The organism is Pseudoxanthomonas koreensis (assembly GCF_010093225.1).
In the GTDB taxonomy this organism is placed as follows: Bacteria; Pseudomonadota; Gammaproteobacteria; order Xanthomonadales; family Xanthomonadaceae; genus Pseudoxanthomonas; species Pseudoxanthomonas koreensis.
This window is the reverse complement of the sequence record NZ_PDWM01000039.1, coordinates 14,741-27,946: the sequence shown is the minus strand read 5'-3', so window position 1 is coordinate 27,946 and position 13,206 is coordinate 14,741. Positions and strand designations below refer to the sequence as shown.

The following is a 13,206-nucleotide window of genomic DNA, read 5'->3' as shown; positions in this document are numbered from 1 at the left end:
CCTCCGGTCCCCGCGCCGTCGCCAGCCGCGCAGCCGCACCCGCTCGATGGCCGCCGCCGGGTGGGGATGCGAATATTCCCCCTCGCCGGCCCCCGCCGCCTTCCCCCCGTTCCGGATCCCCGTGAGAACACCCCCTGGCCTGCAGGCGCTGATCGACGACGGCGTCATCGACGAAGTGCTGCGACCGCTCAAGAGCGGCAAGGAAGCTGCGGTGTACGTGGTCCGCAGCGGCGGTGAGGTGCGCTGCGCGAAGGTCTACAAGGACATGGCGCAGCGCAGCTTCCAGCAGCGCGTGCAGTATCAGGAAGGGCGCAAGGTCCGCGGCAGCCGTGAGGCGCGCGCGATCGGCAAGGCGACGAAGTACGGCCGCAAGCAGCAGGAAACGGCCTGGAAGAACACCGAAGTCGATGCGCTGTACCAGCTGCGCGCCGCCGGCGTGCGCGTGCCCGAGCCGTTCGGCTACTTCCACGGCGTGCTGGTGATGGAGCTTGTCACCGATGCCGAAGGCTTCAGTGCGCCACGCCTGGGCGAGGTCGAGCTCGACCCCGTCCAGGCCCGCGAGTACCACGCCGTGCTCGTCCGCCAGGTGCAGCTGATGCTGTGCTGCGGGCTGATCCACGGCGACCTGTCCGCCTACAACGTGCTGGTCGGGCCGGACGGCCCGGTGGTGATCGATTTCCCGCAGGTGGTCAGCGCCGCCGGCAACAACGCCGCGCGCACGATGCTGCTGCGCGACGTCAACAACCTCACCGCCAGCCTCGGCCGCTACGCGCCGGAACTGCTGGACACCTGGTTCGGCGAGGAGATGTGGGCGCTGTTCGAGGCCGGCGAACTGCATCCGGATACGGTGCTGACCGGCGAATTCACGCCCGACGAGAGCGCCGTCGACCTGGACAGCGTGCGCCATGCCATCAACGATGCGCGCGAGGAAGCCCTGATCCGGCAGCAGGGTCGCGAAGCGGCGGCGGAAGAGGACGCCTGATCGCCGCCACGAACTGCGGCGGCGCGCGCCTGGGCCACCTGCGGCGATAGTGGCCGGCAGCGCGGAGCAGCAAGGTTCCGCCTAGAACCCCCCGCCCCACCGGTGCTGCCAGGTCACCCCCAGCGCATCGAACTCGTTGCCGGTGCGCGCGTACACGCCGCTGCTGATCGCGAATTTCACCGAGTTCTTCCGGTCGACCGGCAGCGACAGCGAGGCGCCGACGCGCCAGTTCTGCTGCAGGTCGCGGTTGTGCATGCCATCCACCCGCGAGCGGCCGCCGGTGAAGTACGTCGCATCCAGCGACCACCACGCCCCCGACGCCAGGCCGCGGATCAGGTTGCCCTGCAACGCGTACAGCGGTTCCTGGGAGCGGGTCGTGCCACCATAGAACTCGTCGTTGTCGGTGTAGAAGGTCGCCGCGAGCTTCAGTTCGCCGATCCACGCGCCGGAAGCCTTGGACAGGCCCAGCTCGGGCTTGAACGACCAGCGGTTGCTGGCGATGTTGACGATGCGGTCCGGGTCGTACTGGCCCAGCGGTGGCGCGACCTGCAGGCTGGCCCCGAAGATCAGGTCCTGTTTCCAGTCCTTGAACCGGGCCATGTCCATCGCCGGCGCACCGAGGAAATTCACCGACAGGCGCATGACAGGCCTGCCGAAACCGCTGACCCTGCGCTCGATCGGCGCGCCGTTGTAGTTGGCGCTGCCGTCCAGCCGCGTGTATGGCACGCCTGCGTCGAACTTGGCCGACTGCCCCCACAGCGCGAACGCGCGCGCATATCCCACCACGAGGCTGGTGGTTTTCAGGTCCTCGTCGGTGATCGGCACGGAAGCATCGAAGCTCAGGCCGCCGCGGGTCTGCACCGCGCCAGCGACCAGGAAGTTCACCCCGACCGGCACGTTGGAATACGAGCGCGGCTCGATCTCCTGCGCGGCGGCACGCCCGGCAGGCAGGGCGAACGCCAGGGCGGCAAAGCACCGCAAGACGATCGAAATCCGCGCGTCCACCCGTGGCGAGGCCATGGTCACCCGTTCCTTCCCAGTGGCGCCGAGTCTATCCCGTCGCGCCGGCCATGCGCGGTGCGGACGCAGCCCGGTGCCGGCACAATGCGGCGTCAGCCGGTCGCTTCCCGCGGCTCTGCGCTGGCAGGCGGCTCCAGCCGCACCACCAGCCCGCGCAGGAACCACTGGGTCAACGGCCCGACGCCGAACGCGAACGCCACCGTGCCCACCCCCACCGTGCCCCCCAGCAGCATGCCGGCCGCCAGCACGCCGAGCTCGATCAGCGTGCGCACGCGCCGCAGCGGCCAGCCGCTGCGCCGGGTCAGCCCGGTCATCAGTCCATCGCGTGGCCCCGGCCCCAGCTGCGCGCCGATGTACAGCGCGGTGGCGAAGGCGCAGGCGACCACGCCGGCGAGCATGAACAGCGTGCGCAGCCACAGGTCGGCGGGCGTGGGCAGCAGGGCCAGGTGGATGTCGGCGAACGGCCCCAGCAGCAAGCTGTTGGCGATCGTGCCCAGCCCCGGCATCTGCCGCAGCGGGATCCACGCCAGCAGCACGGCCACCGAGGTGATCACCATGACCGCGCCGAACGAAAGCGGCGCCCGTCCCGACACGCCCAGGTGGAACACGTCCCACGGCGCCGCGCCCAGCGCGCCTTCTATCATCAGCGCCGCGGCGAGCCCGTAGCACCACAGGCCGGCCAGCAGGCGCAGCACGCGCTCGGGCAGGCGCCCGGCGCGCAGCTGTTGCAGTGGCCCCAGGTTGAGCAGGCTGGTCGGGCGCGTCACGTCCCTTGCTTCCGCAGGCCGCTCACGGTTCCAGCAGCCGCGCTTCGCGCAGCGCCGCTTCGACCTTCGCCTGGTTGCCCGGCTCCAGCTCCGTCAGCGGCAGGCGCAGCGCGCCGCCGCACAGGCCCAGGCGCGCCACCGCCCACTTCACCGGGATCGGGTTGGCCTCGACGAACAGCTGCTTGTGCACCGGCAGCAGCCGCATCTGGATCGCCATCGCGGCGGCCACGTCGCCGGCCAGCGCCGCCACGCACAGCTCGTGCATCAGCCGCGGCGCCACGTTGGCGGTGACGCTGACGTTGCCGTGGCCGCCGCAGAGCATCAGCGCCACCGCGGTGGCGTCGTCGCCCGAGTAGATGGCGAAGCCCCGCGGCGCCTCGCGGACCAGCCACTGCGCACGCTCCAGGTTGCCGGTGGCCTCCTTGATGCCGACGATGCCCGGGACCTGCGCCAGGCGCAGCACAGTCTCGTGCTGCAGGTCGGCGGCGGTACGGCCGGGCACGTTGTAGAGCACCAGCGGCAGGTCGCCGGTGGCCTCGGCGATCGCCTTGAAGTGCAGGTACTGCCCTTCCTGCCCGGGCTTGTTGTAGTACGGCACCACCTGCAGCTGGCTGCTGGCGCCGACCTGGCGCGCGAACTTCGCCAGCGCGATCGCTTCCGCGGTGGAGTTGCCGCCGCACCCGGCCATCACCGGCACCCGCCCGGCGGCCTGCTCGACCGCCACGCGGATGATTTCGCAGTGTTCCTCCACGTCCACCGTCGGCGACTCGCCGGTGGTGCCGACAACCCCTATGCAGTCGGTGCCCTCGGCCACGTGCCAGTCGACCAGCCGGCGCAGCGCGTCGTAGTCGACGCTGCCGTCCTCGTGCATGGGGGTGACCAGGGCAACGATGCTGCCGCGGAGGGGGATGGAGGAAACGGTCATTTCGGGTGTCTGCCAGCCGTGGGGAAATGCGATTCTAATCAGCCTGGCGACCCGGTGAATGCCCCGGACCGCGCAGCGGCCGGCGGGGTCCCGGACCGGCGACCGGCCGACGGTGCTAGCATCGCCGGCCGGGGACCCTGCAGCAGACCACGTATGCCTTCCTCCTCCCATGGAAGCAGGCTCGGCCGTCTCCTCCAGCGCGAGTGCCTGGCGGCGATCGGCGCGCTGGCGGCGACCGGGGACGTACATGTCCGCGTGCACGAGGCGCGCAAGGCGATCCGGCGCGCCCGTTCGCTGCTGGCGCTGGCGGAGCCGGAACTCGACGTCGAAGCGGCCGACGCCATCCTGCGGCGCACGGGCGACAGCCTGGGCGCCTTGCGCGACGCGCACGCCGTCACCCTCACCGCCCTGCGCCTCGGCAAGCGCCTCTCCGACCCGCGCTGGCGGCAGGCCGCGACGGTGCTGGCACTGCGTGCTGACCGGCTGGCCCGGCGCGAACTGGCGGCCGATCCCGGCTTCGCGAAGCGGCGCAAGGCGATCGGGCGCGCGGCCCGCCGGCTGGATGCGCTGCCCTGGCAAGCGCTGAAGAGCGCCGGCATCCGCGAGGGGCTGCTGCGCCAGAGCCGGCGGGTGGAACGGGCCGCGCAGCGCGCGAACCGGGACCCCACGCCGGACAACCTGCACGCCTGGCGCCGTCGCGCCCGCCGCCTGCGCATGCAGCTCGACGCACTCGACGGCCTGAAGATCCGCATCATCGGCCACGACCCGACGGCATCGAAACGGCTGCATCGCCTGAGCGACAGGCTGGGTCGGCAGCAGGACCTGGTGGTCCTGGCGGGCACCCTGCGCCGCATGCGCACGCTGGAGCACCGGCGGGAGTTGCTGGAGCTGCTGAAGGCCGCGACGCCCACTCGTTGATCGGCAGGTACAAGACCGCGCCTTCCAGCCCCGTTCCCCGCGTCCGGCAACGGCTCGGCTGTACCGGGGAAAATGCACGGTGGCTCGGGCGCTGCGCCCAATCGCCAGGCTCGATCCGGCCGGAACACGCCGGGACGCATCGCCGGCCCTGTCGCCACGATGTCACACACCTAGCCAACCTTTACCCCACCGACCAGACGAACCGGAATGCATCGAACGACATTCGAAGATGACGCCCGCCATCCGGATCAGGCCTCGGCCACGCTGGAATGGCCACCGGCAGCACGGCGAAGGCAGCCCATCAGGCTTGAAAACCGGCAGGAATGTGAAGATAGTTGGCCTTCAGGGAACAATCGGGCGTTCTCGATGGCAACCGAGGGTGCGACAGTCTTTCTGGTGGACGACGACCTGCAAGTCCAAGAAGGTCTGTCGCGTCTGCTGCGATCCCATGGCTGGTCGGTCAGCGTCTTCGGTTCCGCCGAGGGCTTCCTGCAGCAGTTGCCCGAATGCGCGGCGGGCTGCGTGCTGCTGGACATCCGCATGCCCGGCATGAGCGGGACCGACCTGCACGAGCGGCTCAACGACTACGATTGCCCCCTGTCCGTCATCTACCTGACGGCCAATTCGACCGTGCCCGTCAGCGTCCGTGCCATGAAGCATGGCGCGTACGACTTTCTCGAGAAGCCGATCAGCGAAGACATCCTGCTGTCGGCGATCGAAGGGGCCGTGGCGCAGTCGGTGGCGAAGATTTCCGCGGCGACCCATGGGCAGGACGTGCGCGCGCGCCTCGAGGCGTTGACGCCGCGCGAGCGCGAGGTCATGTCGCATGTGATCGTAGGTCGCATGAACAAGCAGATCGCCGACGACCTGGGCATCGCATTGAGGACCGTGAAGCTGCATCGCAGCCGGATGATGGTGAAGATGCGGGTGCGATCGGTCGCACAGCTGGTATCGCTGTGCGAGGAAGCCGGAGTCCGTATCTGACCACGGGCCTCCCTGCTGGCCCGGCGTCCCCGTGCTCTTCCGTGGACGCAGGATGCGCCCGTGGCGGCGCCGGGCATGGCGCAGGTGGCGCGGCATGAACTGGGTCGAGACCCTGTGGCCCATGATCAGCGCCGCAGGCTTCACCCTGGCGCTTGTCTATTGCCTGGCCTGGCTGCGCACGCCAGCGCGGATCTCCCACCTGTTCATCGGCGTGGCGGCGGCCTCCGTTGCCATGGTCGGCCTGTTCGAGCTGGTCGCGATGAACGCGGAGCAGCCCGCCGACTACGCACGGATGGTCCGCTGGGCGCATGTCCCGGTCGCCATCTCGGCGATCTGCGTCGTCGGATTCGTGTTCCATCACTACGGCGTGGGCAGTCCGTTCCTCGCCATGGCCGCCATCGCGACCCGGATCGCATGCCTGGCGCCCAATTTCCTCACTGGCGTGAATCTGAACTACTCGACCATCGACACGCTCCAACAGCTGGATTTCCTGGGTACGCAGGTCAGCGCCCCCGGCCTGGCCACGCCCAATCCGTGGATGCTGCTTGGCAGCGGCAACGCACTGCTGGTCGTGCTGTTCCTCGCCCATGCGATCGTGCAACTGGCCAGGCGGAGCCCGTCGGCGGACCGGACCCGTGCGATAGCCACCTGCGCGGCGATCCTGGTGTTCGCCATCGCGTCCGGGACCTGGACATCGATGGTGGTCCACGGCCACGTCGAAGCCCCGCACCTGTTCGCGCCGCTGTTCCTGGGCGTCCTCCTGGCGATGGCTTCCACGCTCGCCGGGGGCTTCAGTTCGGCCGGCAGGCTCGCCCTCAGCCTCGAATCCGCCCGGGGGAACCGGCGCGTCGCCAGGCGGCGGATGCTGCAGGCGGCGGAAGCGGCCGGCGTAGGCTTCTGGACGCTGGATACCAGGTCCGGCCGGGTCCGTCTCTCGAATCACGCCGGCCTGATGTTCGGGATTGCGCCCGGCGGCGCACTGATGCGCGACGAGCTGCTTGCGCGCATGCCGCCTGCGGATCGCGAGGCCTTCCAGGCAGCCGCCGGAGCCTCGGGCATCGATGGGTTTCACTGCGAGTTCCGGGTAATGCTTGCCGGGGACAGGCATCGTTGGCTGGCTGCCCATGGCAGGCTCGTCCTCGACGATGGAAACCGGAACCTGGACGGGGTGCTCATCGACATCACCGGCCGCAAGGAGTCGGAGGCGCAGTTCCGGCAGGTGATCGAGTCCGCATCCACGCCGCACCTGGTGGTGGCGCCGACGGGCGCGGTGGCGTTCGCCAATGCGGCGGCGGCGACCATCTTCGGCGTGCCGGTCGACGGTATCGCCGGCATGGACCTGCGCACCCTGATCAGGGCAGAAGCGGGCGACCGCACCGCGACGGACGCATGGCTGCCCTCGGCGGGCATCGGCAGGAGCGTGGAGGTCGTCGGCATCCGCCGCGGAAGCGACGCTCCGGTTCCGCTGACGGTGATGTTCAACCCGATCCCCTTCGAATCGAACCTTTTCCTGCTGGTCTCGCTGGCGGATCGCTCGGGAATGCGGAGGATCGAGCGCGAAGATTTCCCGCATAGGGACGAAGTGGCCCATTCCTCCCGCGTTTCGCTGCTGGAGACCCTGTCCGGCTCGCTCGCGCACGAACTGAACCAACCGCTGACCGCGATCCTGGCCAATGCCCAGGCAGCCCGCCGCTTCCTCGAGCAAGCGGCACCCAACCTCGATGAAGTCCGCGCGAGCCTGGAGGCCATCGCGGAAAGCGATCTGCGTGCGGCCGAGATCATCAAGCGCCTGCGTGCGCTGCTGCGCAAGGACGATTCGGAGTTCCGCCCCTTCGCCATGGCCGCGGCCATCGAAGAGGCGACCGGCCTGCTGCGCAGCGAGCTGCTGCTGAGGGAGACCCACCTGCAGGTCGAGGTACGCCAGCCGCTACCCTGGGCGTGGGGCGATTCCATCCAGATCCAGCAGGTGATCCTCAACCTGGTGATGAACGCCTGCGACGCCATGGCGGATCGGGCGCCGCCACGGGGAGTGACGTTGCGAGCCGACGTGGACGGCGATCACGTGCGCGTGACCGTGGAGGACCACGGATCGGGAATCGCGGCCGAGGACCTGGAGCGGATATTCCAGCCCTTCCATACCCGAAAGCGGGATGGGCTCGGACTGGGGCTGGCGGTGTGCAGGATGATCGTCCTGGCGCACGGGGGGGATATCCGGGCGGAAAGCAGCGGCATCGGCCACGGGGCCGCGATCACTTTCCGTCTGCCGGGAATCGCCGATGGAGACGGCCCAGGCCCTGACGACGCGGCTGCGACCGCCGCATCGCGGGTGCGCATGCTCAAGTTGGGGTCATAGGCACCCGCGGGTGACGAAGACGACGGTCACGGCCGTCGGTCAATCGCCATGCGTGGCCAGGTAGGCCCGCAGATCGAGCAGGGGTTGCTGCGAGATGGCAACGTGGCCGTCCGGGCGGTCCAGCACCGCGATCAAGGTGATTACCGTGGCGAAGGCGAATGCCAGTACCGGGGTGAGGGTCGAGCGCGTGGAGCCGGAGTTGCCCACCAGAAAGCCTATGCCGAGCATGCCGAACGTACTGAGCGCGCCCAGCAGGAGCCAGACTCCGCCTGGCAGGCGCGACTGGTAACCCACCGACCAGCGCCGGACGTCGACGGCGATCAGGTTGTCCAGCGCATCGCGGTACGCGGCCAGGACGCCGTCGTCCTCTTCATCGCTGCGGACGTACGCGGCGTCGGACCACAGTTGGTACTGGATGGCCTGCAGCCGGGCGCGCTCCTGCAACAGGGGTCGGCTTCGACGTCGCCACTGGCCACGGCCTGGACCCGCTCTTCCAGATATTCGCGCAGCAACGCCTGGGCACGGACCCGGTCGGCCTGCGGCAGGATCCCGGCGCGGAAGAACGCTATCCGGATCACTGCGGCGTCTTCCCGCACCAGCGCCTGCCGGTCCTCGTAGCGGTCGGCCGCCATGCCGAAGATGAAGGCAAGGAAGAACGAATTGAGGCTGACCAGTCCGGTGGTGATGACCGACGTCGCATTCTCCCGCTCCTTGCCGCGACGCAGGCGCCTGCACACGCCCAGCCGATGTCCGAGCTCCATCGGCACCAGCACGATCGCGACGCTGCAGAGGAAGACCAGCCAGAACGGGACCATGTCTATGCCCGTCATCCGGCCCCCGGTGCCGCGTCGCCAGGCCGGCGTACCCGTGCGTATGCGGAGGGCCGATGGAAAACCCGGTCAGCGCCGGCGATCACGGCAACAGCGGCACGCTCACAGCCTGCTCGTAACGGACCACTGCCCTGATCTTGCTCTCCAGCTGAAGATAGCTGACAGCCTTCGACGCCGGCACGACCCGCTTGAGCTTGTGGTAGGTGTGCTTGAGCAGGGCGGTCTCGTCTTCCTCGATGGACAGCGCCTGTTCGGCGAGCTCGGCCGCCCGGCTGTCATCGAGGCTGTCGTCGTTCCACGCGCGTGCATAGGCCAGGATGTTTTCCAGGCGCCGCTGGTTCAGCGCGGACAACGCCTCCTGGTGCTCCTCGAACACCGGCCAGAATCTGGGTGCCTGGGTTTCATCGAGCTGGAGCTGCGCCGCGACGAACGCACGCTTTTCCTCGGCGGTCTGTGCCTGCAACAGGCGCATGCCGGCATACAGGGGTTCATCGTCCGCATTCGGCGGTGCCGGTTGCCTGGCCTGGGCGGTCGAAGACAGGAGCGTGGCCATCAGCAGCACTGCGAACTTCTTCTTCATCCATGAGCTCCGGATCAGGTACGTATTCAGGAAAATTCGCCGCAACGCTCCCGCAGTGCGCAGTAGTGCGTCTCAAGCGCCGAGTTCGCGGCCGCGATCGCGTCGGTGTATACCGGAAAGGACGGTCGGTTACAGCTACCCCAAGGGGCAATGTCGCGGGCCACGGGCGGGCCCTATGGTCGCTCCGTCCGATGCGGCCACTGGCAGGGAGCCATGCGCCGGGTCCCGCATCTACTCCTGGATGGAGGAAGACATGACGAAGACCAAGTTCGCGTGGATCATCGTGCTGGTCGCGACGCCGCTCGTCGCCCTGGCGCAGAAGCCGAGTGCCTATCCGGCCAAGAACCAGTCCGCGGAACAGCAGGCCACGGACGATGCGCAGTGCCTGGCATGGGCCAAACAGAACACCGGCATCGATCCTGCGGCGATCGCGGCGGCCCCGCCCCCGCAGGCAGGGCCGCATGGCGAACGCCTGCGCGGCGCCGCGCGCGGGGCGGCCGGCGGCGCGGTGATCGGCGAACTGGCCGACGGCGACTCGAGCAAAGGCGCCGGAGTGGGAGCCGCGGCCGGCGTACTCGCCGGCGGCGCCCGGGCCAGGCACAACCAGGCCGCGCAGGCCCAGCACGCGCAGGCAGCCCAGCAGCAGCAGACCGAAACCTACTACCACGCCTATGCGGCATGCATGCAGGGGCGCGGATACACCGTCGACTGACCGGGTCGTGCCGAGCGAAGCACCGGCATCGCGGTTGTCCGGAGCACGGACAGACATTCGGGCTCGCCAGCCGCACATGGTGCCGTGCGCAGCGCCCGCCTGCCGGAAAGCCGCCGGGTAGCGAACCATCCGCCGCATGGCCGGTGAAGGGACCGTCCAGCGTCATTACCACTGAGGATCGTATGAAGCCCGCAAGCCGCCCGCTGAAAATCCGTTCGCTCGCCGTGGCCATCGGCGCACTGGTGTTGTCGGCACCGGCATGGGCACAGGAATCCCTGCCCTTCCCGGCGAAGGCTTCGGGAAGCAAGGCGGGCCCCACCATCGCCCAGTCACAGTACAGCCCGTTGCCGGCCACCTCACGCCTGCCCGCCAATGCACCGAACATCGTGGTGATCATGCTCGACGACGTGGGGCCGGCGCTGCCCGGGACCTTCGGCGGGGTGATCGACACACCCACCCTGAGCCGCCTGGCCGGGGAAGGCGTGTCCTACAACCGCTTCCACAATGCGGCCATGTGTTCGCCCACCCGCGCGGCCCTGTTGACCGGCCGCAACCACCATCGGGTCGGCAACGGACAGATCGCGGAGCTGGCCAACGACTGGGACGGCTACACCGGCCGCATCCCGCGCACTTCGGCCACCGCGGCCAAGGTGCTCGGCTACTACGGCTATGCCACCGCGGCGTTCGGCAAGTGGCACAACACGCCGGCCAACGAAACCACCGCGGTCGGTCCGTACACCAACTGGCCGGCCGGCGAAGGCATCGGCTTCGACTACTTCTACGGTTTCCTTGCCGGCGAATCCTCGCAGTGGGAACCGGCGGTCGTGGAGAACACGATCCGCCTCGATCCCTCGCACGGCAAGGAGGGCTACCACTTCACCGAGGACATGACCGACAAGGCCGTGTCGTGGATGAAGCAGGTGCGCGCGCTCACGCCGGACCGGCCGTTCTTCGTCTACTGGGCTCCGGGCGCCGCGCACGGCCCGCACCACATCTTCAACGACTGGGCCGACCGCTACGCGGGCAAGTTCGACGCCGGCTGGGACCGGATGCGCGAAGACGTCTTCGCGCGGCAGAAGAAGCTCGGCTGGATCCCGAAGGACACCGAGCTGACGCCGCGTCCGGACACCCTGGCCGCGTGGCAGGACATCCCGGAGGACGAAAAGCCGTTCCAGCGGCGCCTGATGGAAGTGTTCGCCGGCTACACCGAGCACGCCGACGTGCAGGCAGGACGTCTCATCGACGCGCTCGAAGAGATGGGCATCCGCGACAACACCCTGATCTTCTACGTGTGGGGCGACAACGGCTCCAGCGCCGAAGGCCAGAACGGATCGATCAGCGAACTGCTGGCGCAGAACGGCATCGCCACGGAGATCAAGGACCACATCCGCACGATGGACGAACTGGGCGGCATGCAGGTGCTCGGTTCGCCGAAGGCGGACAACATGTACCACGCCGGCTGGGCCTGGGCGGGCTCCACTCCGCACCGCTCGACCAAGCTGGTGGCCGCGCACTTCGGAGGCACCCGCACGCCGCTGGTGGTTTCCTGGCCGGACAGGATCAAGCCCGACAGGACGCCGCGTTCGCAGTTCCACCACGTCAACGACATCGTTCCGACGATCTACGACGTGCTCGACATCACCCCGCCCAAGCTGGTCGACGGCATCAGCCAGGACCCGCTGGACGGGGTGAGCCTGGCCTACACCTTCGATTCGGCCAAGGCGCCGGGGCGCAAGAAGAGCCAGTACTTCGAAGTCATGGGCAGCCGCGCGTTCTACCAGGACGGCTGGATCGCCTCGGTATTCGGGCCGCGCATCCCGTGGAAAGCGGGCGTCGATCCCGCCATCTTCCAGTGGTCGCCCGACCAGGACGCATGGGAGCTGCACGATCTGCACAACGACTACTCGCAGTCCAGGGACGTGGCCGCGGCCCATCCGGACCGGGTGCAGACGCTGAAGGCCGGGTTCGCCACCGCGGCCGAGGCGAACAAGGTCTGGCCGGTCGGCGGCGGGCTGTGGTCGGCCGTGTTCCATCCGGAAGATGCGCCGTCCAATCCGGCGACCTCCTTCCGCTACACCCAGGAAGTGGTCGGCGTCCCGGAGTTCGCCGCACCGAAGGTCGGCGCGCGCAGCAACGTGGTCACCATCGAGACCGAACTCAAGCCGGATTCGCAGGGCGTGCTGTATGCGCTGGGCGCGTTCTCCGGCGGCGTCGCGCTCTGGGTCGACCAGGGCAAGCTGAACTACGAGTACAACCTGTTCGAGGTCGAGCGCACCCACCTGGCGTCGAGCGCGCCGCTGCCGACGGGCAAGGTGAAGATCGAAGTGGAGACCCGCAAGGACGGTACCGGGCATTCGGCCCCGATGAACGTGGAGGTCCGCGTCAATGGCAAGGCGGTGGCGCAGGGCCGGGTACCGCGCTCCGCACCGCTCGCCTTCACCGCGAACGACGCCTTCGACGTGGGGCGCGACAGCTACTCGCCGGTGTCGCTGGCGTACTTCGACCGCAAACCGTTCGTGTTCAACGGCAAGATCGACAGCCTCGACGTCCAGTACCTGAAGTGAGGACGCTCCGCCGTTCGCTGGAAACGGGACGGCGCAGCAAACGCCCGCCGGCAAGGCGGGATGGAAGGTACGGATCACCGGGAGGACGATGCGGATGAGCGACCTGTGGCCAAGCGAACGCGCCAATCGGCTCTTCGCCCGGGGAGTGCTGACCGGCGTGCAGGTCCTGTTGATGATCCTGATCGCGATCGGCCTGCTGGACCTGTTCTACCTGCTGGTCCGGCGCCTGGGGGACAGGATCGTCGCGATCGATTCGGTGGGCGAGCTCCAGCACGCGATGCAGCACGGATTCGCCGGCATCCTGCTCATCCTGATCGGACTGGAGCTGATCGAAACGGTGCGAGCCTACGTCCACGAGCAGCACGTACGGCTGGAAATCGTCCTGATCGTGGCGATGATCGCGGTGGGCCGGCACATCCTGGAGATCGATCTCCAGGCCACCGACGGCACCACGCTGGCCGGCATCGCCGCATTGACCCTGGCGCTGACGACCGGCTACTTCCTGATCCGCAAGAGCGCCCGCGGCAAGCGCGGCGCAGCCAATGACGAACACGGCGCAAGCCCATAGGAG

13 protein-coding genes are annotated in these 13,206 nt (G+C 68.8%); 7 read left to right on the top strand and 6 right to left on the bottom strand.

The window, feature by feature from the left end:
* The first annotated feature begins 121 nt into the window (after window positions 1–121).
* Entirely contained in the window at window positions 122–982 is an 861-nt protein-coding gene (locus CSC64_RS11575; protein ID WP_162435480.1) for a PA4780 family RIO1-like protein kinase, read from the top strand.
* Window positions 983–1,063: 81 nt separating this feature from the next.
* On the opposite strand, the gene CSC64_RS11570 is transcribed toward CSC64_RS11575, so the two are convergent.
* The 3 genes from CSC64_RS11570 to dapA form a co-directional block, all read right to left on the bottom strand.
* A complete protein-coding gene (locus CSC64_RS11570) occupies window positions 1,064–2,002 on the bottom strand; it encodes a transporter (protein ID WP_162435479.1) in 939 nt (312 codons plus the stop codon).
* A 92-nt stretch (window positions 2,003–2,094) separates the two neighbouring features.
* Entirely contained in the window at window positions 2,095–2,769 is a 675-nt protein-coding gene (gene yczE, locus CSC64_RS11565; protein WP_202922365.1) for a membrane protein YczE, read from the bottom strand.
* 22 nt (window positions 2,770–2,791) lie between these two features.
* Window positions 2,792–3,694 (bottom strand): 4-hydroxy-tetrahydrodipicolinate synthase, encoded by a 903-nt coding sequence (dapA, locus tag CSC64_RS11560; RefSeq protein ID WP_162435478.1) that lies wholly within the window; start codon window positions 3,692–3,694, stop codon window positions 2,792–2,794.
* A 255-nt stretch (window positions 3,695–3,949) separates the two neighbouring features.
* Here dapA and CSC64_RS11555 point away from each other — a divergent pair, with 255 nt between their 5' ends.
* The 3 genes from CSC64_RS11555 to CSC64_RS11545 all read left to right on the top strand — a co-directional run bounded on the left by CSC64_RS11555 (window position 3,950) and on the right by CSC64_RS11545 (window position 7,949).
* Window positions 3,950–4,612, top strand: a complete 663-nt coding sequence (locus CSC64_RS11555; RefSeq protein WP_162435477.1) for a CHAD domain-containing protein — start codon at window positions 3,950–3,952, stop codon at window positions 4,610–4,612.
* Window positions 4,613–5,008: 396 nt separating this feature from the next.
* Entirely contained in the window at window positions 5,009–5,596 is a 588-nt protein-coding gene (locus tag CSC64_RS11550) for a response regulator transcription factor (RefSeq protein WP_162435476.1), read from the top strand.
* A 94-nt stretch (window positions 5,597–5,690) separates the two neighbouring features.
* A complete protein-coding gene (locus CSC64_RS11545; RefSeq protein WP_162435475.1) occupies window positions 5,691–7,949 on the top strand; it encodes a PAS domain-containing sensor histidine kinase in 2,259 nt (752 codons plus the stop codon).
* 39 nt (window positions 7,950–7,988) lie between these two features.
* On the opposite strand, the gene CSC64_RS11540 is transcribed toward CSC64_RS11545, so the two are convergent.
* The 3 genes from CSC64_RS11540 to CSC64_RS11530 form a co-directional block, all read right to left on the bottom strand.
* Window positions 7,989–8,243 carry a hypothetical protein gene (locus CSC64_RS11540; RefSeq protein WP_162435474.1) on the bottom strand — a complete coding sequence of 85 codons (255 nt, stop codon included), beginning with the start codon at window positions 8,241–8,243 and terminating at the stop codon, window positions 7,989–7,991.
* Between the two features lie 26 nt (window positions 8,244–8,269).
* On the bottom strand, window positions 8,270–8,779 hold the full coding sequence (locus CSC64_RS11535; protein WP_162435473.1) for a hypothetical protein: 510 nt from the start codon (window positions 8,777–8,779) through the stop codon (window positions 8,270–8,272).
* An 82-nt stretch (window positions 8,780–8,861) separates the two neighbouring features.
* Window positions 8,862–9,359, bottom strand: a complete 498-nt coding sequence (locus CSC64_RS11530; RefSeq protein ID WP_162435472.1) for a hypothetical protein — start codon at window positions 9,357–9,359, stop codon at window positions 8,862–8,864.
* A 253-nt stretch (window positions 9,360–9,612) separates the two neighbouring features.
* Here CSC64_RS11530 and CSC64_RS11525 point away from each other — a divergent pair, with 253 nt between their 5' ends.
* From CSC64_RS11525 to CSC64_RS11515, 3 genes are all read left to right on the top strand, one after another.
* A complete protein-coding gene (locus CSC64_RS11525; RefSeq protein WP_162435471.1) occupies window positions 9,613–10,071 on the top strand; it encodes a glycine zipper family protein in 459 nt (152 codons plus the stop codon).
* Between the two features lie 182 nt (window positions 10,072–10,253).
* Window positions 10,254–12,635, top strand: coding sequence for an arylsulfatase (locus tag CSC64_RS11520; protein WP_162435470.1), 2,382 nt, complete (start codon window positions 10,254–10,256; stop codon window positions 12,633–12,635).
* A 94-nt stretch (window positions 12,636–12,729) separates the two neighbouring features.
* Window positions 12,730–13,203, top strand: a complete 474-nt coding sequence (locus CSC64_RS11515; protein ID WP_162435469.1) for a phosphate-starvation-inducible PsiE family protein — start codon at window positions 12,730–12,732, stop codon at window positions 13,201–13,203.
* Window positions 13,204–13,206 lie beyond the last annotated feature (3 nt).